Source organism: Massilia sp. TS11 (genome assembly GCF_022012445.1).
Classification (GTDB): domain Bacteria; phylum Pseudomonadota; class Gammaproteobacteria; order Burkholderiales; family Burkholderiaceae_D; genus Telluria.
In genome coordinates this window covers 110,446-135,247 of sequence record NZ_JAKLTS010000011.1, presented here as the reverse complement: position 1 = coordinate 135,247, position 24,802 = coordinate 110,446, and the positions used below count along the sequence as shown (strand labels likewise).

At 54.4% G+C, this 24,802-nt stretch carries 26 protein-coding genes and 2 tRNA genes; 15 read left to right on the top strand and 13 right to left on the bottom strand.

Going from position 1 to position 24,802, the window contains the following annotated elements; all coding sequences use genetic code 11:
• Positions 1-275: 275 nt before the first annotated feature.
• Complete coding sequence (locus tag LZ005_RS16755) at positions 276-551, bottom strand: hypothetical protein (RefSeq protein WP_237809638.1); 276 nt, start codon at positions 549-551, stop codon at positions 276-278.
• A 95-nt stretch (positions 552-646) separates the two neighbouring features.
• Between LZ005_RS16755 and LZ005_RS16750 the strand changes: the two genes are divergently transcribed.
• From LZ005_RS16750 to LZ005_RS16730, 5 genes are all read left to right on the top strand, one after another.
• Positions 647-859, top strand: coding sequence for a helix-turn-helix transcriptional regulator (locus LZ005_RS16750; RefSeq protein ID WP_237809637.1), 213 nt, complete (start codon positions 647-649; stop codon positions 857-859).
• Positions 860-870: 11 nt separating this feature from the next.
• The gene (locus tag LZ005_RS16745; protein WP_237809636.1) at positions 871-1,899 is read left to right on the top strand and encodes an ATP-binding protein; all 1,029 of its coding nucleotides are present in this window, start codon (positions 871-873) and stop codon (positions 1,897-1,899) included.
• Positions 1,900-1,964: 65 nt separating this feature from the next.
• Complete coding sequence (locus tag LZ005_RS16740; RefSeq protein ID WP_237809635.1) at positions 1,965-3,155, top strand: hypothetical protein; 1,191 nt, start codon at positions 1,965-1,967, stop codon at positions 3,153-3,155.
• Between the two features lie 190 nt (positions 3,156-3,345).
• Entirely contained in the window at positions 3,346-4,074 is a 729-nt protein-coding gene (locus LZ005_RS16735; protein ID WP_237809634.1) for a hypothetical protein, read from the top strand.
• A 931-nt stretch (positions 4,075-5,005) separates the two neighbouring features.
• Positions 5,006-6,093, top strand: a protein-coding gene (locus LZ005_RS16730; RefSeq protein ID WP_237809633.1) for an IS3 family transposase whose coding sequence is annotated in 2 segments (ribosomal slippage) — positions 5,006-5,258 and positions 5,258-6,093 — 1,089 coding nt in all. Because the reading frame shifts where the segments join, the coding sequence is not laid out codon by codon here.
• A 9-nt stretch (positions 6,094-6,102) separates the two neighbouring features.
• On the opposite strand, the gene LZ005_RS16725 is transcribed toward LZ005_RS16730, so the two are convergent.
• From LZ005_RS16725 to acs, 8 genes are all read right to left on the bottom strand, one after another.
• Positions 6,103-6,555, bottom strand: a complete 453-nt coding sequence (locus LZ005_RS16725) for a hypothetical protein (RefSeq protein WP_237809632.1) — start codon at positions 6,553-6,555, stop codon at positions 6,103-6,105.
• 125 nt (positions 6,556-6,680) lie between these two features.
• Entirely contained in the window at positions 6,681-6,998 is a 318-nt protein-coding gene (locus tag LZ005_RS16720) for a hypothetical protein (RefSeq protein ID WP_237809631.1), read from the bottom strand.
• 67 nt (positions 6,999-7,065) lie between these two features.
• Complete coding sequence (locus LZ005_RS16715; RefSeq protein WP_237809630.1) at positions 7,066-7,374, bottom strand: hypothetical protein; 309 nt, start codon at positions 7,372-7,374, stop codon at positions 7,066-7,068.
• Entirely contained in the window at positions 7,371-7,673 is a 303-nt protein-coding gene (locus tag LZ005_RS16710; RefSeq protein ID WP_237809629.1) for an AlpA family transcriptional regulator, read from the bottom strand. The genes LZ005_RS16715 and LZ005_RS16710 overlap by 4 nt, the downstream gene beginning before the upstream one ends.
• Positions 7,674-7,752: 79 nt before the next feature.
• Entirely contained in the window at positions 7,753-8,304 is a 552-nt protein-coding gene (locus LZ005_RS16705; protein ID WP_237809628.1) for a hypothetical protein, read from the bottom strand.
• Complete coding sequence (locus LZ005_RS16700; RefSeq protein ID WP_237809627.1) at positions 8,301-9,563, bottom strand: integrase arm-type DNA-binding domain-containing protein; 1,263 nt, start codon at positions 9,561-9,563, stop codon at positions 8,301-8,303. The genes LZ005_RS16705 and LZ005_RS16700 overlap by 4 nt, the downstream gene beginning before the upstream one ends.
• Positions 9,564-9,728: 165 nt before the next feature.
• Positions 9,729-9,819 (bottom strand) — tRNA-Ser (locus LZ005_RS16695).
• Between the two features lie 66 nt (positions 9,820-9,885).
• Entirely contained in the window at positions 9,886-11,871 is a 1,986-nt protein-coding gene (acs, locus tag LZ005_RS16690) for an acetate--CoA ligase (protein WP_237809626.1), read from the bottom strand.
• Between the two features lie 176 nt (positions 11,872-12,047).
• Between acs and LZ005_RS16685 the strand changes: the two genes are divergently transcribed.
• The 9 genes from LZ005_RS16685 (at position 12,048) to LZ005_RS16645 (ending at position 19,962) form a co-directional block, all read left to right on the top strand.
• Positions 12,048-13,568, top strand: a complete 1,521-nt coding sequence (locus LZ005_RS16685; RefSeq protein WP_237809625.1) for a fumarate hydratase — start codon at positions 12,048-12,050, stop codon at positions 13,566-13,568.
• A gap of 6 nt (positions 13,569-13,574) precedes the next feature.
• Entirely contained in the window at positions 13,575-14,450 is an 876-nt protein-coding gene (gene murI, locus LZ005_RS16680; RefSeq protein WP_237809624.1) for a glutamate racemase, read from the top strand.
• Positions 14,451-14,496: 46 nt separating this feature from the next.
• Positions 14,497-14,572, top strand: a tRNA-His gene (locus LZ005_RS16675).
• 1,260 nt (positions 14,573-15,832) lie between these two features.
• The gene (locus LZ005_RS16670) at positions 15,833-16,699 is read left to right on the top strand and encodes a phage integrase N-terminal domain-containing protein (RefSeq protein ID WP_373889346.1); all 867 of its coding nucleotides are present in this window, start codon (positions 15,833-15,835) and stop codon (positions 16,697-16,699) included.
• Positions 16,700-16,718: 19 nt separating this feature from the next.
• On the top strand, positions 16,719-16,952 hold the full coding sequence (locus LZ005_RS16665; RefSeq protein ID WP_237809622.1) for a DUF4224 domain-containing protein: 234 nt from the start codon (positions 16,719-16,721) through the stop codon (positions 16,950-16,952).
• Positions 16,949-18,049, top strand: a complete 1,101-nt coding sequence (locus LZ005_RS16660) for a tyrosine-type recombinase/integrase (RefSeq protein WP_237809621.1) — start codon at positions 16,949-16,951, stop codon at positions 18,047-18,049. Before LZ005_RS16665 ends, LZ005_RS16660 begins: the two co-directional genes overlap by 4 nt.
• Positions 18,050-18,109: 60 nt before the next feature.
• Positions 18,110-18,406 carry a type II toxin-antitoxin system MqsR family toxin gene (locus LZ005_RS16655; RefSeq protein WP_237809620.1) on the top strand — a complete coding sequence of 99 codons (297 nt, stop codon included), beginning with the start codon at positions 18,110-18,112 and terminating at the stop codon, positions 18,404-18,406.
• A 2-nt stretch (positions 18,407-18,408) separates the two neighbouring features.
• A complete protein-coding gene (locus tag LZ005_RS16650) occupies positions 18,409-18,810 on the top strand; it encodes a type II toxin-antitoxin system MqsA family antitoxin (RefSeq protein WP_237809644.1) in 402 nt (133 codons plus the stop codon).
• 213 nt (positions 18,811-19,023) lie between these two features.
• Positions 19,024-19,962, top strand: a complete 939-nt coding sequence (locus LZ005_RS16645) for a site-specific DNA-methyltransferase (protein ID WP_237809619.1) — start codon at positions 19,024-19,026, stop codon at positions 19,960-19,962.
• Here LZ005_RS16645 and LZ005_RS16640 read toward each other — a convergent pair.
• Positions 19,955-20,680, bottom strand: a complete 726-nt coding sequence (locus tag LZ005_RS16640) for a hypothetical protein (protein WP_237809618.1) — start codon at positions 20,678-20,680, stop codon at positions 19,955-19,957. The two genes, LZ005_RS16645 and LZ005_RS16640, sit on opposite strands and share 8 nt — an antisense overlap.
• Positions 20,677-20,877, bottom strand: coding sequence for a helix-turn-helix domain-containing protein (locus LZ005_RS16635; protein ID WP_269106751.1), 201 nt, complete (start codon positions 20,875-20,877; stop codon positions 20,677-20,679). Before LZ005_RS16635 ends, LZ005_RS16640 begins: the two co-directional genes overlap by 4 nt.
• A gap of 234 nt (positions 20,878-21,111) precedes the next feature.
• Between LZ005_RS16635 and LZ005_RS16630 the strand changes: the two genes are divergently transcribed.
• Entirely contained in the window at positions 21,112-22,893 is a 1,782-nt protein-coding gene (locus tag LZ005_RS16630) for a DGQHR domain-containing protein (RefSeq protein WP_237809617.1), read from the top strand.
• Positions 22,894-23,483: 590 nt separating this feature from the next.
• Here LZ005_RS16630 and LZ005_RS16625 read toward each other — a convergent pair.
• Both LZ005_RS16625 and LZ005_RS16620 read right to left on the bottom strand, forming a co-directional pair.
• Positions 23,484-24,305 carry an IS3 family transposase gene (locus LZ005_RS16625; RefSeq protein ID WP_237809616.1) on the bottom strand — a complete coding sequence of 274 codons (822 nt, stop codon included), beginning with the start codon at positions 24,303-24,305 and terminating at the stop codon, positions 23,484-23,486.
• A complete protein-coding gene (locus tag LZ005_RS16620; protein WP_373889345.1) occupies positions 24,302-24,634 on the bottom strand; it encodes a transposase in 333 nt (110 codons plus the stop codon). The genes LZ005_RS16625 and LZ005_RS16620 overlap by 4 nt, the downstream gene beginning before the upstream one ends.
• Positions 24,635-24,802 lie beyond the last annotated feature (168 nt).

Here is a 24,802-nt window from a genome sequence, read left to right as displayed (position 1 = left end):
ATTGGATTTGCCTGATTTCAAACTGGCAGATACCGTCACTAGTACCGCAAAAAAGTATTGCTGCTCTGATCCGCGTTCTCTCTGCCATTTCTTAAAGCCTGTCGATAGCAATCGGCTTGAAATAAATTCCCTCGCGTAGCATTCGCACAACAGGTCAGCAACTACGAAGCTAATGAGGCCAAGATATAAGAATAGGGAAAAATACTCCCCAGTTGATGAACAGTGGGGAGTCGATCGATCCCATTTTTTCTAGGACTTCCGACCTGCGGCGCAATCTATTGTTGCTTGGCTTTCGCCTCCCTCCAAAGCATGACCCCGACAATTGCCGCGATCAAGACGAACATCGCACCGAAAGCGATACCCACCCACTTCAACGCAGTCAACAAAGTTCCATCAATGCTCATTAGCCCATAGTAGATGGCGTAAATGCCAGCAGTGTATGAAATCACCGTCCAGATAGGAACCGAAGCGAGCTTCTTGAGCAGCGACGACTTGGCAAGCAATCCCAAAACAGCAATAACGATGAAAAAGACAACGATGGCATGAATCACTTTTGAGTCCTTATGTTTGAGTGCGGCAGTCGAAAAAATGGAAATGTCACGATTAGAGCGTGGTGATTTAGTATACATTGCTAAACAGTATTGGCGTGAAAACGCTAAGACAAACATTCGGCGTACGTGTACGCCAACTACGCCTTGAGCGGGGAATTTCCCAAGAGGACTTCGCTGATACGTGTGGGTTTGCGCGTAGCTACATGAGCCGAATAGAGCGAGGCACTTCGAACCTGTCACTAGACGGAATCGAACGCTTGGCTGCCGCCTTCGGTATCTCAATAGAAGAGCTTTTCAAGAAGCTGTGACTTAGGGTTCCGTGAGTGACCCAACTGACAGGGAAGATATGGGACGAGCTGAAGAATTGTTCTCGCGAATTGAACGTGAAGGTCTTGCTTTCATAGATGCACTAATCGCAGATCGTGCTTCGGAAGAATTATTCCTTGAGTTCAAACGGTCCGCCGACGACGGGCAAGGAACCAAGTTGCACGATCGCGACCGGGGAAATCTCCGCAAAGCGATCAGTGGTTTTGCTAATTCTGAAGGCGGCGTAGTCTTATGGGGCATAGACTGCTCAAAGTGCGCATCAATCGGCGACGTTGCCTCGGCAAGAATGCCAATTTCAAGCCCCAGTCGATTTGTAAGTTGGATCGAAGGAGCAATTTCAGGCTGTACTGTCCCCCCGGTTGTGGGTGTAAGGTCAATGGCGATTGCAATTGATTCAAGCACAGGAATTGTCGCGACTTATGTTCCAAAGAGTCCCCATGCTCCACATCAGGTTGCTGGTGAGGGAAAGTACTTAATCCGAGCGGGGTCAGACTTTGTAACAGCCCCACACGGCGTCGTCGCCGGACTGTTTGGACACTCTCCTCAGCCAATTGTCTTTCCAAATTTCGTAGTTTCCCCGGCAAAATCCGCAGAAGGAAAAATTCTTGCAAGCGCGACAATCATGCTCGTTAACAACGGTGCCGTGGTTGCTGAGGATCTGTATGTTTCCCTACTGTTCAAGAGCGCACCCTCTGGCGGGAACACTTTAATTTTGCAGAATGATTCTGGATGGCCCTCAACATCGAGCGTGAACATAGATCTCTCAGTCGTATCACCCAGAGAGATAAGACTTGCGCCTGGTGGCTTCGTCAAAGTTTTATCCATCTTTCTGCGATTAGATGAAGACCTGGATGCCGATCTCAGTTTTAGAGTCACTGCCGGATGCAAAGGCGCGATGCCATTTAGGGCAGATTACTCAGTCAGGAAGGACGACCTAATGGCAATACTCGTAGAGGCAAGGCAGGAAAAAGGCGACTCGCGAGAACTCACCATGAAATTGCTTGGGATTCAGAAACGCTAGGAGCCAAAGACGCCTGGATCAAGTCTTATTAACCCAATCCACAATCGCTGAATCTCGGAGAATGAATGTTTGAAAAGACCGTCCTTCGCCGCGCGGTTGATGGCCTTCCCCTTACACAAGGTCAGCTGGCCGAAGCCATGCTCTACTACCAGAGTGTCCATGTCGTCTTCGACGCTGGAACACTCTTAAGTCTTATCAAGGCAATAGGAGCAGATCAGCTGATAGCACTGCTGAAGCGCGGCAACGTCACCGGTGTTTATTGCGACGAATACATTGGGACAAGTACTGAGGGTTCTAGCGCAACCCAGTGCCACAATTTTATTGCTTTTAATGTTGCAGGAGATGACTATGGCTCAGCCCTAAAGACCGCCGCCGACCGTATCGAATTCAACACACGAAGATCCGAGGGTTTCTCAAAAAAAGAATCCCAACAATTTGCAAAGAATTTCTTGGATCTTGTGCCGGTTCGAACTTATTCCAGCAATTACTACGTGAAAGGCGGGATCATTGCGACCGCCACCAAAGATTTGGAGGACAAAGCATATATTCGCGATGCTGCAAGAACGGTAATCGAAACCATTCCTGGCGGGTACTCACCAAATGCAGAATTTTCATTCGATCTATTGAAGTCCGATCTTGGGTATTTTGTTTTTACAAATGCCGACTTTGATCGCATTAACATGGCGCGCGATCGAATGACACCTCGGCAGGACAATTTCACGCCGGCCCATGTACTGAGCAGCATTCTTGAGGCGCGAGCAGACCTTTCTCTAGCTTCGTTCTACGGGGGAGATTTCGTAACTTCAGGTGTGATCTCTTCGATTATTCGGTTGAAACATTCGGAAATCCTGCGAAGGATGCAGCTAAATCTTCAAGAGAAGAGCCACTTTACAGAGATAGTCTTGCCTGACGCACCTGCGCTGTGTGAAGTGATTGATAGCGGCGAGCGAACTTTCGAAGAGTTCCTAAAGTTACTTGATCATTCGCGACGATTCAAAGATTGGCTTCACAAAACGAATCCCGACGTAAAGCTAGCTGGCGAATACCTAAGAGATGCCAAAAAGGAGGGTTGGATCGAAGGCGTTCCGGCCAAAGGCATCCGCTACATGATTACTTCCGCAATCGAAGCGGCATTACCCGCAGCCGGGCCGATCGCAAGTCTGGCGGATACTTTCCTTATCGATAAGCTCCTGAAGGGCTGGCGGCCCAATCACTTCGTTGATAAGAAATTGGGACCATTTCTTGGAAAGCGATGACCCATCGTCGCTCATGTATAAGACTCGCCAGAAGAGCTAGTGGATGATAGACGGAAGCCGTTCGAGTCGAAGCTTATATTTCTAGAACTTTGGTATTGGCAGCGGCCCCGCTCTGCGCGTCCGGTAAAGTTCGCGCCAAGGAATTCCGTTTTGCATTAACCAACTTGAGTCCAACAGGGCAAAGACAATTATGGATTTGGCGAGACACTTACAACGAATCAATGAATCAATTGAAGAACTGCAGGCATTCTCTCCGCGAACAAGCGCCCCAGCACCGATCCCGCATCAATATATTGGGACGATTATCGACAACACGATTGGGCTACTTACAGCCCCCGCAAACGCAGTCGATAAAGGAAGTCGTAATGTACAGTTTGCCGCCCCTTCCAATTGGCTCTCGTTGATGCAAGCCGTGCATCGGTCTTTCTTCTCATCTCTAATGTCGGCTGTCGAAAAAGGGCTTACTCATATCTGTCAAACGAAAGAGATTCCCATCAAAAGCAAACAGGGGGAGAAGCTGCTAGCTAAGGTTTCTGCAATTCAGTCAACTTGCACGAATGCCGGTTTGGAGATTCCAGAACTAGCAGAGCTTGAAAAACACTTTGCGGCTTTCAAACCAACATTTGCTGATCACCTTGATTCGACGCTAGAAGCCACCCTACTAGACAAGGAAGCGAAGAAAAAATGGCGTCGGTTCTTCAGGGCGCTGAGTATCGTCAGAAACAAGGCCTCCCACTCGGACACAACCTTGACGAATGCCGAGCGTGAAGATCTAAGAAGCGGCGGATGTGAAGTAATGATCGACGAGCGAAATGAACTTGTTCTCAATCCACGCATGTACGCTCAGGCTGCCTATTTTGCCTTACAGTTCTTTGAAGAATTGCATCGTGCCTTTCCTCAGGAGCGCAAGACCAAATAGGCAATCGCTCAGCTTTGCGCGGTATCGCTTTTTCAGCTCGCTCCCGTTTCGACACTGGCCTTCACTGTCAGATCCAGTCCAACTTCTCTCAATTTACTTCATTGCAGTAGATAGCAGACGCCGTTGCCGCGGCATGTGCTGATCAGGATTGATGGTTGTCCAGAACAGTAACCGAAATGTGTGATCATCTCTCCGCGATCGACGGTTTGGCTAATCGTCATAACTTCAAGAATCTCTGTGGCTTGTTCCAGGGTGATTTTTCGCATTTTGAATCCAATCTATAAGAAGAAAATAGGGCCGAAATAGGTCGTACTTAGGTCGTACATTTCTCGTACTTCGAAGGATGAATCGCCTTTAATTGCAGACCACATCCGAAATCCAGTCTTGTCAGCCTGTGACGAGAATTTGGCGTTGACGTGTGACAAGATCTTTGCTCCGACGTGTGACGTTGTAACAGGTCGTTTTCAGGAAAAGTCATCTCGATTTGTCACATGCAAAATTTGGCAATTCTCAGGGCGTAGGAGGTCGGGCCGCGTGTGACGGAACTAATCCAAGACTTCGTCTTGGAAAAGACCATACACCAACGCTTTGACTCCTCGTTTTTCGATCAAAGTCATTTCATATTTTCGCCAGCACTTCTGAGATTTTTCCAAGCTGTCTCGCTGCGATTTGGCGGGTCATTGGCTGCCCCGTCAGCTGCACATAACGGCGTGCGGCTTCCGTCACTTTCCGGTCGCGCACCATCCGAGCGCAACGCCAAAGGTCGAACCGCCGTCGTAGCGTCACATCTGCAGCCTGGTCATCAAACGTTTTCGTGCGGCGAACCTTGGCGATGTCAGCTTGAATCGCTTCATAAACCGGTAATCCCCCCGCCAGAAGATAGCGTTTGAAAGTAGAATTTTCTCAATTAGCTTTTTGAAAGTTCTGCAGCATGAAGACTTCCCGTTTCACCGACAGCCAGATCATCGCCATCCTGAAGCAGGCCGAAGCCGGCTCGCCGATTCCCGAGCTTTGCCGTGAGCACGGCATGAGCACAGCCACGTTTTATAAATGGCGCGCCAAATTTGGCGGCATGGACGCGTCCCTGATGGCCCGTATGAAGGAGCTCGAAGAGGAAAACCGGCGCCTCAAAAAGATGTACGCAGACGAGCGCATTAAGGCCGAGATCGTCGCCGAGGCATTGGCAAAAAAGTGGTAGCGCCATCTCGCCGACGTGAGATGGCGCGCTGGTACGTCGATGCCGGTCGCGCAACGATCAGAAATGCCTGCCTGGCCTTTGGTATCAGCCAGACCTGCTTCCGCTATCAGGCCAAGTTGAACGCCGAGAACGAGGCGATTGCAGACTGGCTCCTGCGCCTGACGAACAATCAGCGCAACTGGGGCTTCGGCCTGTGCTTTCTGTATCTGCGCAATGTAAAAGGCTTTCCATGGAATCACAAGCGCGTCTACAGGATTTATCGGGAACTTGAGCTGAATCTGCGCATTAAGCCGCGCCAGCGGATCGTGCGGGAAAAGCCCTTGCCATTGGCCGTACCAACCGCGGTCAACCAGACCTGGTCGATGGATTTCATGCACGACCAATTGGCTGACGGCCGCAGCATCCGCCTGTTCAATGTGATCGACGACTTCAATCGCGAAGGTTTGATCATTGAGGTGGACTTTTCGCTGCCGTCGGAACGCATCGTCAGATCCTTGGATCAGCTCATTGAATGGCGCGGCAAGCCTACCGTCATCCGCTGCGACAACGGCCCGGAGTACATCAGCGAAACGACCAAGGCCTGGGCAGCACGACAGGGCATCGCCATGGCGTTTATCCAACCGGGGCAGCCCCAACAGAACGCCTACGTCGAGCGCTACAACCGGACCGTGCGCTATGACTGGCTTGCCCATCACTTGTTCGAAACGCTCGATGAGATCCAGGACTTTGCCACCCGCTGGCTATGGACCTACAATCACGACCGGCCCAACATGGCCATCGGAGGCATCACACCGAAACAGAAATTGGCCCTCGCCGCCTAGCTTCTACTTTCAGCGCGCATCAAAAATGGGGGGATTACCAACCGACGGCGCAAGTTCAGCAGTTGCCAACGCTCGCTTCTTGATCGCGGCTGCACGTAGATAACCACAGTCCCACTGCTGGTCATCAGTCATGCTTAAGGATGCGACGAGTTTCCAAGCTGGCCGCCGCCCTTGCCAATACATATATTCCGCCTCTCTGTGAAAGACAGTTTGACTTACCGTTGAAAGGATCAGTTTGCAACGCTTGTATCGGACTGCTTGTGCGTGTCGAGCGTGCGCAGCACGAAGCCACATCAAGTCGGCTAAGAATAAGTCGAATCGGTGATTTACATCCAAGTCGTCGTTTGGCAATCCGTCCCGCCAGACGAACGGCGGGACAAACTGCGAAATTAGTGCCTCACCAATCAGGAACGCCTGCAAGCGCTTCCCTTTTGCTGCGGACTCTCGGTAACGGCTGAGCAAGCACTCTCGGCTTGCTCGCCTCAAGCGCTTTCTTGCGTCGAATGTCTTGAGAACATCCGTGGTCGATAGGATTGTCGAAATGGGGACGAAGTCCCCACTCGATGCGACACCTTGCGCTCCGAGATTTAGCATACCTGAGCTTCTTGAGCTTCAAATTCCTCATTCACACTTATTGAGAACTGCTCCGCCAGGGACTTGTAGCCACGAGGCATAATTCGCTGAAGTCCTTCTTCCAGCGATTCTGGGCCGGAACAAACGAACAGGCTTGCTACGGCTTTGCGCAATGCAGGGTTCATCTCTACCAGCGCCAGCAATTCACTCACCACCGCCTGAGCGGAATAAAGTTGGCGCGAGATAGCTTCCGCATATGTCATTCCGGACAGACCACAAATATCGTCCAAGATTTCCTGGGCGCTATCATCGAGTTTGAGTTGGATTTTCATTTTCAGATTCCTTTCGTTAGATTAGATCGGTGTTCTTGTTATCGTACTTTTGCTTGCTTCGCACTCATCAAGGAAGGAACGCAAAGTATGGCCCGTCTCCGCTCTTGACAATCACTAGTCGCTGAGCGAAATCGTCGCAAAGAACGATTATTTTTGCTCCTCCAGTCGGCCTGTGGATCGCAACTGGACGCCCGAACTTACAGAGTTCAATCAACTGTTCCTTGTCCAACTCAACCGGGTCACGTTTACCTGCAATCCGTACAAGTTCCTGTGAGATATCCACCGATGGTTTCAGCGATTCAAGAAAATCGAGTGAGAAATCATTGATCAAGATGTCATCAACCTGGCGGGACGATTGGCTTTGGCGGCGCTTCACAAAACGCCTTTTCTCTGCGTTGTCGCCAAGCGGGTCAACATCCAGGCATCAATGCTTGATGCCATCCAACCGACAGCGCGTTCGCCAAGCTTAATTGGTGTGGGAAAAGTTCCAGCCTTAGCTCCGGCATAAATACTAGAACGACTGAGGCCTGTGCGGCTCTTAACTTGCGGCAAACGAAGGATGATTTCGCCTGCAGAGACAGCGAGTATTGGGATTACTTCATTGCTCATGGTTCCGTACCTTTCTTTAGCGTCTGCTGCGATATGCAGCAGTTCGAAACGAAAGATATTGGACATTCCATCAAATGAAAATGCGACCGTCGCGAATGGTCGCAAGCGGTCGCAGTTGGTCGTTGATGGTCGAGTCAGGTGCGCACTATTCTTTGCGCCTTAAAGTCTTCAGGCGTCCCCTGAGTGCCCGACGTGTGAAAAAGCATTCATCGCCATTGTTGTGTTGGTATGGTATTCCGTCATCCTCAGCAGGTCTCAAGAATGGCCTGGGTCGATTTTCCAGCGACGCCAGCCTTACCAATTCAGAAAAAACCACACTAGACGAAGCGTCGCGACCAACCACACCCAATGCTCTACGAATAACAACATTCAATGCATCATCGTTAATCCGATTTATGACGACATGGATCGACTCTTTTTCTATTCGTTTTCCATCCAACTGGCCTTCATGCACATTCACTCGGGATTGCATTATTCGATCACGCTCTTTGGCGACTCTTGCATGCCCCCGATCAAGTGATTCCTCAGTGTCGTCAACTTCGCTCCTCAGATACGGCATACCGTTTTCGTCGTAAGCCATCGTATACCGGAACGTTAGCGCGCCTTCCCCCGATTCCGATTGTTCTGCGTTCTTGCGCCCATCCTTCTTCGAAGCACCATAGGCACCCCATTCTTTGTAGTCTTTCTCGTTGGTCATGCAACCTTCTTTCCGAATGCAGGAGGAACCACATTGCCGTTCGAAACTTCATCAATGAAATCAGCCCACTCCTGCATCATCCTCCGACGTTCTAATAGAAACGTTGCGCGGTCATAGGCTGCGGCCACCTTGTCCTTTTGCGCGTGCGCCAACTGCCGATCTACAACCTCATGGCGATACCCAAGTCGCTCCTTGATTGTTGACATTGCCAATGCACGGAATCCATGACCCGTCATGCGATTTTTGTATCCCATACGCTTGAGTGCCATGAGAATTGCTCCATTGCTCATTGGCTTCTTCGGATCGCGTTGATTCGGAAACAAATACCTGCAACCGCCAGTAAGCGCGTGCAGTTCGCGAAGAAGTGAAACTGCTTGCGTTGACAAGCAAACATGGTGATCTGTCTTGTCAGGGTTCACCGTCAATTTACCGCGTTTCATGCGTTGCCAAGGAATGATCCATTCTCCTGCATCCAAGTTGATTTCGCTCCAGGGCGTCTCGATTAATTCAGACGTTCGCACAAATACGAGCATCATCAAGCGGAGAGCAATACGCGTTGGCTTGAACAGGCGGGCGTCGTTCTGGTTCATCGCCGTTAGGAACGCTGGCAACTCATCCGCAGAAATTGCAGCAAAATGACCTGCCTTCACAGGCTTGAGAACATCCTTCATGTCCGCTGCGGGGTTGCGATTCTCAATGCCTTGTTGGCTGGCATAGCTAAATATTCGAGCGCAGGTAGCCTTGATTCGATGCGCGATTTCATGGGCACCGCGCTCCTCGACTTTCCGCAGCGCTTGAATTATGTGCTGATGCTTGATACTTCCAATTGGCATGTAGCCGAACTGCGGAAAAATGTCGATTTCCAGCCTTCGAATTGTGTCGCGAGCAGTTGCGGCACTCCAAGTCGGCAGTTTGTTTGAATGCCACTCCCGCGCCAATTTTTCAAACGTGTGAGAGTTGGCCTCAATCAATTCACGCTTGCGATCCTTCTTTTCTTGGTTCGGGTCGATACCTTGATCAAGGAGTTTTCGAGCGGCCAGACGCTTTCCACGTGCGTCAGCAAGGGTAACTTCGGGGTATTTGCCGAATGCCAGCGTCCGGCGAACCTCCCCAAACCGATAGTCCATACGCCAGTACTTTGCACCGTCTGGCTTAACCAATAGAAACAGGCCTTCACCGTCAGTAAGCTTGTAGGGCTTTTCCTTTGGCTTTGCAGTCCTGGGCTGGACATCAGTGAGCGGGGCGACGAGCTTAGGCATTTGACGGTATCTGGATTGGCGGTATTTTTAAGTACCGTCAACCATACCGTCAAAATTGCTGGATTTCAATGGACGCTTTTGGCGTTCTCGAAACAAAAAACCCGCGCCCTCATAGTGAGTAGCACGGGTTTTTTGGACATACTTGAATGTCTTAGAACATGTTCCTGGCGGAGAGAGGGGGATTCGAACCCCCGATAGGCTATGAACCTATACACGCTTTCCAGGCGTGCGACTTAAACCACTCATCCATCTCTCCTGCAAATCCCGGTCCGGAGACCGGGAAGCCGCATATTATAGCAGGGATTAAGCCTCACGCAACTTTTTAGGACGCCGTTTTCAGCTGTTCCAGAATGGCCGGATTCTCCAGCGTCGACACGTCCTGCGTGATCTCCTCGCCCTTGGCGATCACACGCAGCAGACGGCGCATGATCTTGCCCGAACGGGTCTTCGGCAGGTTGTCGCCGAAGCGGATTTCCTTCGGCTTGGCGATCGGGCCGATCTCGTGCGCCACCCAGTCACGCAGCTCCTTGGCGATCTGCTTGGCTTCGTCGCCGACCGGGCGCTGACGCTTGAGCACCACGAACGCGCAGATCGATTCGCCGGTCGTATCGTCCGGCTTGCCGACCACGGCGGCCTCGGCCACCATCGGGTTGGCCACCAGGGCCGACTCGATCTCCATCGTGCCCATGCGGTGACCCGACACGTTCAGCACGTCGTCGATGCGGCCGGTGATCGTGAAGTAAGCGGTGTCCTTGTTGCGGATGGCGCCGTCGCCAGCCAGATACAGGGTGCCGCCCAGCTCGGCCGGGAAGTAGCTGTTCTTGAAGCGTTCCGGATTATTCCAGATCGTCCGGATCATCGAGGGCCAGGGGCGCTTGACGACCAGAATGCCGCCCTGCCCGTTCGGCACGTCGTGGCCGGCTTCGTCGACGATGGCGGCCATGATGCCCGGCAGCGGCAGCGTGCACGAGCCCGGCACCATCGGAGTGGCCCCCGGCAGCGGCGTGATCATGTGGCCGCCGGTCTCGGTCTGCCAGAAGGTGTCGACGATCGGGCAGTTCTCACGGCCCACATTGCGGTAGTACCACATCCATGCTTCCGGATTGATCGGCTCGCCAACGGAGCCGAGCAGACGCAGGCTCGACAGGTCGAAATTCTTCGGATGCACTTTTTCGTCGGCGTCCGAGGCCTTGATCAGCGAACGGATCGCGGTCGGCGCCGTGTAGAAAATCGTCGCCTTGTGCTTGGCGATGGTGTCCCAGAAACGGCCGGCATTGGGGAAGGTCGGCACGCCTTCGAACACGATCTGGGTGGCGCCGCAGGACAGCGGGCCGTAGGCGATGTAGGTGTGGCCGGTCACCCAGCCGATGTCGGCCGTGCACCAGAACACGTCGGTCGGCTTGATGTCGAAGGTCCACTTCATGGTCAGCGTGGCCCACAGCAGATAGCCGCCGCTGGCGTGTTGCACGCCTTTCGGAGTGCCGGTCGAGCCCGAGGTGTAGAGCAGGAACAGCGGATGTTCGGCCTCGACGAATTCCGGCTCGCAGCTGGTGGCTTTGCCCGCCAGCAGCTCGTCGAGCCACAGGTCGCGCCCGGCGGTCCAGCCGATATTGCCGCCCGTGCGCTTGTACACGATGACGTTCTTGATCGCTTCGCAGCCGCCCATCTCGAGCGCCTCGTCGACGATGGCTTTCAGCGGCAGATGCTTGCCGCCGCGCGCCTGCTCGTCGGCCGTGATCACGCACACGGCGCCAGCGTCGATGATGCGCTCCTGCAGCGATTTGGCGGAGAAGCCGCCGAACACCACCGAGTGGGTCGCACCGATGCGCGCGCAGGCCTGCATGGCGGCCACGCCTTCGACCGACATCGGCATGTAGATGACGACGCGGTCGCCCTTCTTGATGCCGAGCGACTTGAGGCCGTTGGCGAACTGGCAGACCTTTTCGTACAGCTGGGTGTAAGTGACCTTGGTGACGGCGCCGTCGTCGGCTTCGAAAATGATGGCCGTCTTGTCGGCGTTGCCGTTCTTCAGGTTGCGGTCGAGACAGTTGTAGGAGACGTTGAGCTTGCCGTCGTTGAACCACTCGTAGAACGGGGCCTTGCTTTCGTCCAGGGTCTTGGTGAACGGCGTCTGCCATTCCAGATGCTCACGGGCCAGACGCGCCCAGAAGCCTTCGTAATCTTTTTCCGCCTCGGCGCACAGCGCGCGATAGGCGTCCATGCTCGGAATCAGGGCGGAGCCCGAAAAGGCGGCCGGCGGGTTGAAAATGCGGTTCTCTTGCAGGCCGGTATTCTCAGATCCAGACATGATGTGTCTCCATAGGTTGGAATAGTTTGTTGGGACGATAATCAAAGCGCCTTACTCGCCCCTTACAAGGCAGGTTTGTGATTTTATCAAGCTTTGTCCGACCAATTGGTATGGTCATGCGGCAAGGTTTTCGGCGGTAAAATAGCGGGATTCCTCATCTCACCAAGAGCATTCCCATGACCGTCATCAAACAGGAAGACTTGATCGAATCCGTCGCCGCCGCCTTGCAGTACATCAGCTACTACCATCCGGCCGACTACATTGCCCACCTGGCGCGCGCCTATGAAGCCGAGCAGAGCCCGGCCGCCAAGGACGCCATCGCTCAGATCCTGACCAACTCGCGCATGTGCGCCGAGGGCCATCGGCCGATCTGCCAGGACACCGGCATCGTCAACGTGTTCCTGAAAATCGGCATGGGCGTGCGCTTCGAAGGCTTCACCGGCAGCGTGACCGACGCCGTCAATGAAGGCGTGCGGCGCGCCTACAACTTTGCCGACAACAAGCTGCGCGCCTCGGTCGTGGCCGATCCCCAGTTTGAGCGCAAGAACACCAAGGACAACACGCCGGCCGTGGTCCACATGGAGCTGGTCGAAGGCGACAAGCTCGACGTGTCGGTTGCCGCCAAGGGCGGTGGTTCGGAAAATAAATCGAAATTCGTGATGCTCAACCCCTCCGATTCGCTGGTGGACTGGGTGCTCAAGACGGTGCCGACCATGGGCGCCGGCTGGTGCCCGCCGGGCATGCTGGGCATCGGCATCGGCGGTACGGCCGAAAAAGCCATGCTGATGGCCAAAGAGTCGCTGATGGAAGACATCGACATGTACGAGCTGAAGAAGCGCGGCCCCCAGAACAAGCTGGAAGAGCTGCGCATCGAGCTGTGCGACAAGATCAATGCCCTCGGCATCGGCGCCCAGGGCCTCGGTGGTTTGACCACGGTGCTGGACGTGAAGATCCAGATGTACCCGACCCACGCCGCCTCCAAGCCGGTGGCGATGATTCCGAACTGCGCCGCCACGCGCCACGCCCACTTCGTGATGGACGGCAGCGGCCCGGTCTATCTGGAGCCGCCCGCCCTGTCGAGCTGGCCGAACGTGAGCTGGACCCCGGACACCGAAAAATCCAAGCGCGTCGACCTGAACACGCTGACGCCGGAAGAAGTGGCCTCGTGGAAGCCCGGCCAGACCCTGCTGCTGAACGGCAAAATGCTGACCGGCCGCGATGCCGCCCACAAGCGCATTCAGGACATGCTGGCCAAGGGCGAGCCGCTGCCGGTGGACTTCAAGAACCGCGTGATCTACTACGTCGGCCCGGTCGATCCGGTGCGCGAAGAAGTGGTCGGCCCGGCCGGCCCGACAACGGCCACGCGCATGGACAAGTTCACCGACATGATGCTCGAGAAAACCGGCCTGATCGCCATGGTCGGCAAGGCCGAGCGCGGCCCGGTCGCGATCGAGTCGATCAAGAACCACAAATCGGCCTACCTGATGGCCGTTGGCGGCGCCGCCTACCTGGTGTCCAAGGCCATCAAATCGGCCAAGGTGCTGGGCTTTGCCGATCTCGGCATGGAAGCCATTTACGAGTTCGACGTGGTCGACATGCCGGTGACCGTGGCCGTCGATTCGAGCGGCGAATCGGTGCACAACACCGGTCCCAAGGTCTGGCAAGCCAAGATCGAGCAGCTCAACGCCAAGGCCTGAGCTGGTGTGAACGCTGCTGTGCGCGCCGCGCCCGTCGGGGTCTTCGATTCCGGCGTGGGCGGCCTGTCGGTGCTGCGCCATATCCGCGCGCAGCTACCGCATGAGGCCCTGCTCTATTTCGCCGATTCCGGCTTCGCCCCGTATGGCGACAAGCCGGAAGCGGTGGTGGTCGCGCGCGTGCTGCAGGTGGTCGATTTTCTGCTGGCCCAGGGCGTCAAGGCCCTGGTGGTAGCCTGCAACACGGCCACCGTGGCCGCCATCGCCCAGGTGCGCGCACGCCATCCGGGCCTGCCCGTGGTGGGGGTGGAGCCGGGCCTGAAACCGGCCGCGGCCCAGTCGCGCAAGGTGGGCGTGCTGGCCACCGACCGCACGCTGGCCGGCGAGAAGTTTCTGCAACTGCGCGAGCAGGTCAGCCGCAGCAGCGGCACGGACTTCGTGCTGCAGGGCTGCTCCGGCCTGGTCGAACACATCGAGCGTGGCGAACTCGACAGCCCGGCAACACGCGCGCTGCTGCGCCAGTATCTGCAACCGATGCTGAGCGCCGGCGTCGACACCATCGTACTCGGCTGCACCCACTATCCGTTTGTCAGCGACGCCATCCGTGCCGAGGCTGCAGCGCTCGGGCATCCGACCATCGCTCTGGTGGACACCGGCGACGCCGTCGCGCGCCAGCTCGGCCGCCTGCTGCGCGAGGGGGAGCTCAGCAATCCCGCAACGGTAACGGGCAGTCTGCGCGCCTACACGACCGGGACCGCAGCCAGTCTGCACAGCGCCTTCCACACCCTGCTGGGACTGGACATTGCCGTTCAGACAAGGGAGCCACACAGCCTCGCCGCGGCAGTGGAAGCGGAGGTGCTTGCCAGCCCGCCCCAGACCTTGTAGAATAGCGAACTCTCCTGCCGCAAGGTAAGAGAATGCAGTACCAGTGGTGGCTGTAGCTCAGTTGGTAGAGTCCAGGATTGTGATTCCTGTTGTCGTGGGTTCGAGCCCCATCAGCCACCCCAAAGAATTCTGAAAAATCAAAGGGTTACGAATGCAGATTCGTAGCCCTTTTGTTTTTTCGGAATCTGACCTTGGAATTTTGGAATACGCTTGGGAAAGCCCAAGCCGCCTCGGCCAGAATTCCCTCTATGGATGGCATCTCCTTGAACTCAGCACTAGCAGGGAAATTCTTTGGAATATCCGCGCCAAAGACCTAGCTGAGTCTGCCTTCCTTCTCTGCTTTCACTCCGCGATAGCAGCCCACAACGATCACAGCCAGCAGCACCAGGGCGACTGCGTCGTAAGCCAACACGCCGATCGTTATCCACTCCATACCCACCTCCTCGAAATCCCATCCGACCAAAAGCACGCGCCGAAAGTTCATCTCTGGCTAGTCGCAAACGCCCCCATCAAATAGCTGGGGTTTCTGCTGTCGCGCATGCGCACGCAAGCTCACAATGGAAGCTTGTACCGGCAGGGATCGCCCCTGCCAACCGGGCTATGTCCCGTCCTGGAGTGATGCTCCAGGCGCTGCGCATGTTACGCGCCCTTTCCAAAGCAGCTATGTCTGCTAGCGGTTCTATCCGCAACCCCAGCGGTGAAGTTTTCCGCTTGTACGCCGCCGATGTTTGACGGCGTACCGCTTGCCCGCAGACGCGGGCATTCAACATGCGGCTAAGTCTTGGCTGCAAACACAAAGGCGGCGCTGTACGGCAGCCTGCACGCCAGCTCACGCTGGCCACCACCCGCGGCTGCAGCCTGGCCGCGACGCTCGCACACCGCGGGCGTACCGGGCGTGGGAAACCGCAGCATGGGTTCCGACGCCAGCACGCCGGCCTGTTTTTAGGGCGACCAGCGTGCGCCGCGCGTCGTTACTGGCGGCAAGGCTGCCAGTGACGACGCGCTACCGCGCTCCTCCTGCCTAGCAAGGAGGAGGAAAACGGTAAGTTACGGTCGCACGTGACAGCCTCATCAGTAGGCGCACCAGCGACCGTCAATGCTGCTTGCCAGCAGCTTCGCTCCCGTCAAACGGAGCCGTCTCGTGCGTGTCGACGCACTCCATGGGCCCTGGGTTATTGGCCCGCCCGCTGTCCGGCCCTCCAGCCATCAGCGGCGCCACACACGCATGCGGCGTGGGCAAGCAGTGAAGCAAACCGCATGAACGGGAGTGGTGTCCCGTGGCCTTCAACTCCCCGGCCTTGCTGCGGCAGGCCAGGCGGCCAGAAACACTTACCGAACCGAACAACACCACGCGATTGCTAATCCTCGCAAGGAGCTTTGTCGTGCGCAATTTGAATTTCGAACTGAAACAGCTGTGCGATCGAAACCATGATGGCAGCTTCGCCAGCCGTGCAGATCGCTCACGCCTCTTGAGCCAGGCCGCAGCCCAGCTCGAACGACTCGGCTTTCGCGATATGCACGCGACCAGCCTTAAACCAAAGCATGTTGCCGCCCTACTCAACAAATGGCGCGCGGACGGTATCAGCACCGGGGCCATGAAGAACCGCATGAGCGCCCTGCGTTGGTGGGCAGAAAAGATCGGCAAGGAAAACATCATCGAGCGCAGCAACGCGGCGTACGGCATCGAGCAGCGCAAGTTCGTGACCAACGTATCGAAAGCCAAAGTCGTCGACCGCCAGACGCTCGACCGAGTCAAGGATGCCTATACGGCCGCTTCATTGCGCCTGCAAGCGGCGTTCGGACTACGGCGCGAGGAAAGCATCAAGATCGATCCGAAATGGGCCGACCAAGTCGATTACCTACGCTTGAAAGACTCGTGGACCAAGGGCGGCAAGTATCGCGAAATCCCTATCACCAACAAGCTCCAACGCGAAGCGCTCGACCACGCGAAACAAGTAGCCAAAGGCGGCAGTCTAATCCCGGGACACATGAACTATCGCGGCCAACTACAGCGCTTCCGTTCTGAGTGCAATCGCGTCGGCATCAACGGCGTGCACGGACTGCGTCACAAGTACGCGCAGGATCGATACAAGCAGCTCACAGGCTGGGCCGCGCCAGCTGCCGGTGGACCGAAGTCAAAGGCACTAAGCGCGAAGGACAAAGCCATCGACCTGGCAGCACGGCTGGCACTTTCGAAGGAATTGGGACACGGCCGCGAGCAAATCACCGCCGTCTACTTGGGACGTTAAGAACCCCAGCGAGGCACACATGAACGGTTATCTCTCCGCAGACGAACTCGCAGCCCTGATCGGCTGCAAACCGAACAGCTATGCCTGCATGCGCCGATACCTCAAGAGCCGCAACTGGCCCTTCGAACCGAACCTACGCGGGTTCCCTTGTATCTCAAGGGACTACTACAACCGTCGGCTCGCAGGTGAGCTCAGCATCGGCCGAAGCCCCGACCTCGACGGCGAACCTGATTTCAGCATGTTCCAGCCATGACCAAAGCGCGCGAAAAAGCGGACGGCCTGCCCTTCCGCCTGTACGAACGGATTGGCAAATTCGTAGTCAGCTATGGCTACAAACTGCCAGACGGAACCTGGGCGTTCAGACTAAGCGCGCAGAAGAACAACACACGCAAGGCTGCCGAGATTCGAACCGAAGCGATCTACCAGGCCAACCTCCTGAACGGAGCCGCGCCTGTCGCCGGATCGATGAACGCCCTGTTCGACGATTACTTCAAATGGCAACGAAGCCTGCCGCGCAGCAGCGAAGACCGCAAGGCCGACAACACGCTCAAAGAAAACCAAAGCGAGGCCAAGCGCCTCATGCAGACCTTCGGCAAGGTGTCACCATCTTCGATCAAGCCCGTTCACATCTACAAATACCTGGACGGCCGCGCGCGCACTGGTGCGCCCGCAAAGGCCAACAAGGAAATCGCACTACTCTCTGCGGTGCTCGAATATGGGCGCCGCATGGGCATCCTTGAGACAAACCACTGCCGAGGCATCAAATACAACCGGACTCGTCCAAAGACGAAATACGTCAGCCAGGAAGCCCTCAACTTCGTGATGACGGTGGCACGCGAACGAGGCGGCAGCCTACTCGTCACCGCGCTGTGCCTGCAGTTTGCATACCTCACAGTTTGCCGACCCGATGAAACCCGCCACCTGATGCGCCAAGCCATCGACAACGAACTCGGCATTAGCGTCGCCATCGGCAAGCGCAAGAAGGGTCAAGTACAGCGATACAAGCGGATCGAGTGGTCGCCCACACTGCGCGCCATCATCGACGATGCCCTTTCCCTACAAAGGACAAGCAGCCTCTACGTATTTGGCAATTCACAAGGCCAGCCCTATTCAACCAGCGGCTTCAACGTGATGCTTCGCCGCCTGATGAAGCTCTGCGAAGACCGAAGCAAAGAAAATGGCATTGCTTTCAGCCGCTTCACGCTCGCAGAGATGCGCCCATCTGCGGTAACGGACAGGATGGAGCAGGGCGACACCCACATCATCGATGCAACCGGCCACACCGACGGCAGGATGGTCGCAAAAGTCTACGACAGACGGAAAGTAAAGGTCGCCAAGCCGACGCGCTGAGCCGCCCCAGAGGGCCAATTAACCAACTTGCCAAATTTAACCAAGTAGGTTAGCCTAACCATGGAAAAGCGTGTCCCTCACTGCAAACTGTCCGTCGTCAAGTCCTTGGCCAAGGCTGGCAAGGTGCGCACAACGAATGCTGCGCGAAATGGGGCAACGGAGTTGGGCCTGGAATTTTCTCAGATGCTCGAAGTTGTAATGGCGCTGACATCGTCTGATTTCCACAAGAGCATGACAACGCATGCCGATTCCTCGATCTGGCAGGACGTCTACCGCCCAAGTACAAACGTTGGCGATGTGTACCTCAAATTGACTGTTATCGAAGATGTTCTTATCGTGTCATTTAAGGAGCTATGACGATGAAATGCCCAGTGTGCGGCGCCGCCGATTTGACCCACGACAAACGCGATCTGCCTTATACCTACAAGGGCGAGTCCACGACCATCCTCGGCGTCACGGGAGATTTTTGTCCCGCCTGCGACGAATCGCTCTTGGACGCTTCCGAGTCGGATCGAGTGATGCGCGAAATGCGCGCGTTTTCGAAACAGGTCAATGCGGCGATTGTTGATCCCGCCTTCATCGCCGAAGTGCGCAAGAAACTCGCGCTTGACCAACGAGAAGCAGCAGAAATTTTTGGCGGCGGAATAAACGCCTTCTCACGCTATGAAACCGGCAAGACCAAGCCCCCGCTTGCGTTAGTAAAACTCTTGCGAGTGCTTGACCGTCACCCAGAGTTGTTAGGCGAAGTTAAGTCCGCTTGACGTAGAGTTAAAGTCGCCCAACCGAACCATTTAGCAGCAATTTGTAGCGGCATTTCGCTTGCCGAGTAGGGGAAATCCAATCAGTTCGAGTGCGAGCTGTGCTGGCACTCAGTTGAAACCTGTATATTGGCCCCTCATGCAGATGGATTCACATCAGTACTCCCTTGTGGCCGAACTCCAAAAAATGAGACAATGGAGACTATGATACCCATTTTGACGACACAAGCAGGTCAGCTCTTTCAAGGTGACTGCCTAGAGATGTTTGCGCGAATTGACTCTGCGACGGTGGATTTGGCCTTCGCAGATCCGCCCTTTAACCTAGGCAAAGAATATACGTCAAAGATCGACGACTCTCTGGCAGATGAGCAATACCTAGCATGGTGCGAAAAATGGTTGGAGGAAATGATTCGCGTCCTAAAACCAGGCGGAACACTTATGCTGTGGAACCTTCCAAAGTGGAACCTGCCGTTGGGGGAATTTCTAAGGAAGCGGCTCACGTTTCGGCATTGGATCGCTGTTGACATCAAATATAGTCTCCCGATTTCGGGCAGACTTTATCCGTCACATTATTCGCTCTTGTATTACGTAAAAGGTCCTAAACCCGCAATATTTCACCCTGACCGCTTGCCTATCGCTTGTTGTCGTCATTGTGGCGGTGAGTTAAAGGACTACGGCGGTTATAAAAACAAGATGAATCCAGAGGGCGTCAACATCAGTGACGTCTGGACTGACATTCCGCCTGTTCGACACGCAAAATACAAGAAGCGTGATGCAAATGCACTCTCACTAAAACTAATGGACCGAATTATCTCCATGTCATCGGATCCTGGCTCATTAGTTCTTGATCCGTTCGGCGGTTCCGGCACCACATTTGTTGCTGCCGAGCTGACCGGGCGGCGTTGGATTGGGAGCGAACTTGAATGCTCAGCTATTGTTGAACGGTTCGGCACATTATCCGCCGACCAAGAACATTTAGAGGAAATCTGGTCTCAAAAAAATAGGCTCTTCACTGAAGCCGATATCAAGCGTCGCACAAAATCCGGCAAGCCACTTTCGGAAAATTATAGGATACCCGCTAGCGAAATTGACGAAGACGATGCGTGCAAGTGCACGCCTTCAATTTCGCGCCAAAGCACGTTGGACCTCACATAGCTGCGGCAGTTTTCTTCTTCTTTCCCTCTGCCGCCCTACCATCTGCGCCGACTTTGAGATACGGGAAATTTGGGTCGCTAGTTAGTTCGTCATGTTCGACCACTGCAATAGCTAGCATCCCGTAGTTTACGGCCGCACTCATACTCTTCCACATCCCAATATATGGTGAGAGCTCACCAATATTCCCAATGCGATCCGTTAGATGTTCGTATAGATCCCGGCTCGGAAGAATCAGAACGCCAGCTTGAATCTTTCCTGATGCGAGCACGATAGATAGCTTATTTAGGCTACGGTGGGAGGACGAAATATTTCCCGTCTCCCACTCAATAGCAACCCGCATTCCCCCAGACGTCGTGGTAACAAAATCAAAATCTCCGAACGCCGACGTAACCGGCTCTGTGTAAGATTCGAGTGACGGATAAAGGCTGATTGCAATGTCTTCGTCTTGAGCCGACAAATTAACCGTTCCTTCAGCTTCCCATCCCTCGCTCTGAACCATATTTGAAAGAAAACGTTCCTTTAGGTAGCCGACGCCGTTTCGGTTCCATTGCTTTGAAACTGGATCCTTTTCTTTTCGGCGCAAGATCAACGCCCCGCTCCCAATTGGGAAGTCGATGCTGGAAATTGAACGAACGAACGACTTATGGATTTCATCCCAATCGGAGCTCAGTGCGACGCCCCCTTTGTCAAAAATTACCAGTGTACGCAGCCACTTCATTTGGAGCGTCCTGGCAAGTCAACTGTTAACGCGGCGACATCGCACTCTAAAGCCGCACAGATCTGACAGAGGACAGAAAAGGTAAGGTTGCGTTCGCCACGCTCAACGCCTCCGATATAGGACCTGTCAATAGATGCGGCACTTGCCAAATCTTCTTGCGTCCATCCCTTGGTCTTACGCATCTCACGGATGCGCATCCCAAGGGCCATAAGCAACATGTTTTCCATGCGCACATAGTCGAGAAATACGGACTATGAGTCCACGGACTATGATGCTCATTTTGCGAACGGCAACCTTTTCCTTTGAAATGTGTTGTTTTTCACAACCATCCTTACTCCCTGGTCACGCCGGGAAAATCCGTGATCTAATTGTCAAACAATCGTTCTTCTAACTGAAAAATCGGTGGCGAGTTGAAGCGCAGGCAACAAAAAATGCGCAACAGCAAATTCTCAAAGGAAATTAGCATGCCAACAAAGAAGCCGGCGCCAAAATCGTCGTCCAAGGGCACTAATCACGCTGGCAAGGCTTCGACGGGCCACCTAAAGAAAACACAAGCTTCCGCTTCATCTTCAAAGACTAAATCTGCCGGGAAGCCCCCCAAAACGCCGAAACTTCGAGACATCTTTGAGGGTGCTGGGTTCCATCACATCCCTTCGGACAACGTTCACTTCGAACTCCAAGGAAGAACAGGAGAGATCGATCATATTTTTGGGTGGCAGAATGTGATCCTGTTATGTGAAGAAACCGCTGGAAAAGACGCGACAAAACATTGCACGAACAAGATCTTCTTCCATAAACTCATCGCCCAGGACTGGCCCGCATTTTTCGACATCTATCGCACCAAGAACCCGGCACTCGATAGTTACATTGGCTCAAATTACAACGCGGGCGAACTTGAAGTTCGCCACATTTACTATTCAGAAGAAATTGACGTCGATGACGGCGTCAGCAATAACTCGGCCCCGTTCAAGATTCTAAATCGCGCAGAAGGTGCATATTTTTCGGCACTCGTGAAGACTATTGCTCGGTCCGCAAAATTCGAGCTCCTGAAGTATCTTGAAATAGCTCTTGAGCGAGTCGGCGAGACTCGGATTTCTGGCGGAAGCGTGACGTCTCAGAGTTTTCCAGGATTCGCGTTACCGGCCGCGCATACAAATTATCCAAAGGATTTCGCGATCGTCTCTTTCTACGCTGACCCTATGGCGCTAATTCAGCGCGCCTACGTACTGCGGCGTGACGGATGGGAGGACCCTGATCTCTCATATCAGCGTTTTGTCAGAAGCGATAAGTTAAGCGAAATGCGTGAGTATCTTGCGAACAATGGCAAAGTCTTTATCAACAACTTGATAGTCACTCTGCCTTCTAAGGCGATCATGCGCCAAACAGACGGGCAAGTTGTAGATCCAAGACTACTCACTCAACGCACGCACGTCGAACTTGATCTACCACTTGAATTGGGGACTGTTGGCATCATTGATGGTCAACACCGCATACTCGCGTATTTCGAGGGGCAAGGTGCCATTGAAGAGAAGATTGCTCCGCTTCGCAAGCGGCAAAACCTGCTAGTGACAGGAATCATTTTCCCGCCGAATTACGCGGCCGAAATGCGTGTCAAATTCGAAGCTGAACTATTCCTCGCAATCAACAACACTCAGACCGGTGTGCACACCCAGTTGAGGCAAGACTTGGAAAGCATCATCAACCCTGAGACGCCATTGGCGATTGGGCGGGTCCTCATAAATAGGCTTGCACGCGAGGGCTCATTGGAGGGCATGCTTCAGGTATCACAATTCGATCCACCTGAGAAAGTTGCTACTGGCTCTATAGGCCCTTACGTACTAAAGCCTTTGCTCCGCAGAGGGAGCGCATTCTACAAAACGTGGGATTCGAATCTAGTCCAAGACTTATCAAACCCAGTCCACAGACAGCAATACATCGAGTATGCACTTGGAGAGATCAAGAGGCTTCTCGTTGGCTGTAGTAGCAACCTAGAATCTAGATGGAAGCCTGTTTCACAGGGCGGCATACTTTCAACCACTATCGTAGGCGGGCTATTGCTGCTCCTCGAACGATTGGCGGAAGCGGGGCATCCAATTTCCTCACTCGAATACAAGAAGATTCTGGGACCTCTAAAGGCGTTCAATTTCTCGAACTATAAGAGCAGTGGCTGGGCTCAAATGTCCAAGGACCTTTACTCGACCTTAAGCCTGTAACTGCAACACCATCAATTAGGCGGGTTCTATGGCAAGATCGTTGCCGAGAAGTACGTAGCCCCGAATTCGGCCCTTGGAAAGGAAGTGACGGGTGCGGAACAACATTGAACGTCTAAACGCCATCGGGAACGATTAGGCCTGATCCTGTTCCAAATAGTCTAAGCAAGTCCCTGATACTGCTGAGCTACCCGCCCAGCTTGTGATTCCTGTTGTCGTGGGTTCGAGCCCCATCAGCCACCCCAAGAATTTTTAAAGCCCAGCCTTGCGCTGGGCTTTTTCATTTATCCGGCTACGGTTTCACTTCCATCCGCGCCCCTGATTCAAGTGACCGCAATTTCGTGATTCCCTCTGGCTCCTGCGCCTGCCCAATCCCGGTGACAAATCGATAGCTGACAAGAGGGGCGCTGAACTCTGGGCTGTGTTCCGAGAAAATCAACCGCGTATAAGTTTCAGTCAGATCGATCCATTTTGGGTAACACACGCTCGGCAAAATCAATCCGCTCCAGCCGGCCGGCATGATATCGCAGCGCTACACCCTTTGGATAATTCGAACCAGAGAATTTGTAATGACCCAGCGTTTCCTGCTCAAGTTAGGCCGCTAATTTGAATGCCTCAGCGGGTGTTTTCATGCCCAGCGCCTGGTGCGGTCGCTGGTTGTTGTAGAACCCGATCCAATCACCGATGACCCGGCTTGCGTGCTGCAGACTTTCGAATCGATGGCGATGTACGCATTGCTCCTTCAAAGTCCGAATCACACGCTCGACCATGCCGTTTTGTTGCGGGCAATGTGGCGTGATGAATTCTTGACGCAAACCGTAACTGCGCACCAAAGCGGTGTAGCTGCGGCTCGTGAAGACCAGGCCGTTATCCGATCTCAGTAAGAATGGCGTTATCACCTTGCCCAGCGTTCCATAGCGCGCAATGAGCGCTTGTTCCAATGCCGACTCTGCGGTCTTGGCTTTGCCGGAACGAGAGAGGTGCCAGCCTAAGAGCTCGCGGGTGTGGCAATCGATCACTAAGGCCAGCACGGCCCAGCCGTCGCGACCCGCCCAAACCCGGCACATATCTGTCGACCATCGCTCATTCGGGGCCGTCGCCACGGAAGGCAAAGCTTGCACACGCGGCCGAAAGCCAACGGGCCGCTTCTTCACTTGCCAGCCGCGTAGCTGAAAGATGCGTTGGACAGTGTTCTTGTTAAAACCAAGAAGCCCAGCGACCGTGCGGTAGCCGAACGACGGTTCTTCCGAAATCATCGCTTTGATCGGATCAGCAAAGTGCGCCTGTACCTTTGGCGCGCTCTTCACGGGCTTGTAGTACACCGTACGGCGCGGCATCCCGAACCACTGGCAGAGTTTGTTGATCGAAACCTTAAAACCGTCTTCAGCAAGTCCCTGTCGGATCGTCTCGATCATTTCTCGTCCTCGCCCAACAGGGATGCCAGCTTTTTTCTGGCACGCAATTCAAGCATCGCTTCGCCGTAAGCTTCCTGAAGCTCTTTAATCTGCCGCTCGTACTGTTCTTTGATGTCCAGCGGCTTAGCACGCAGTGCGTTCTCCATGCCACGCCGGCCTTCATCGACCCATTCTTCGATTTCAGACGGCGGGATGTCGAAAGCTCGACTGGCCTCGGCGACGCTCGTCTTTCCCTGGATGATTTCAGTGACCAACGCCGCTTTACGCTTCGCCGTCCACCGCTTGAATTCTTCTTCCATAACCATGCTCATGTGACTTCCTTTCAGAATTATCACCTGAGCAGGAATTCACTGGGTCATTACAAATTCGCCATACACAAGAAGCACTTTCTCCTGCATTCCGGCACACTTGTAAATCAATTCAGAATCACGTGAAGCGTCGCTCTCTGTCTCCCCAAGCGCACTTGGCGAGCATTTTATCCCCGTCCGCGCCAACTG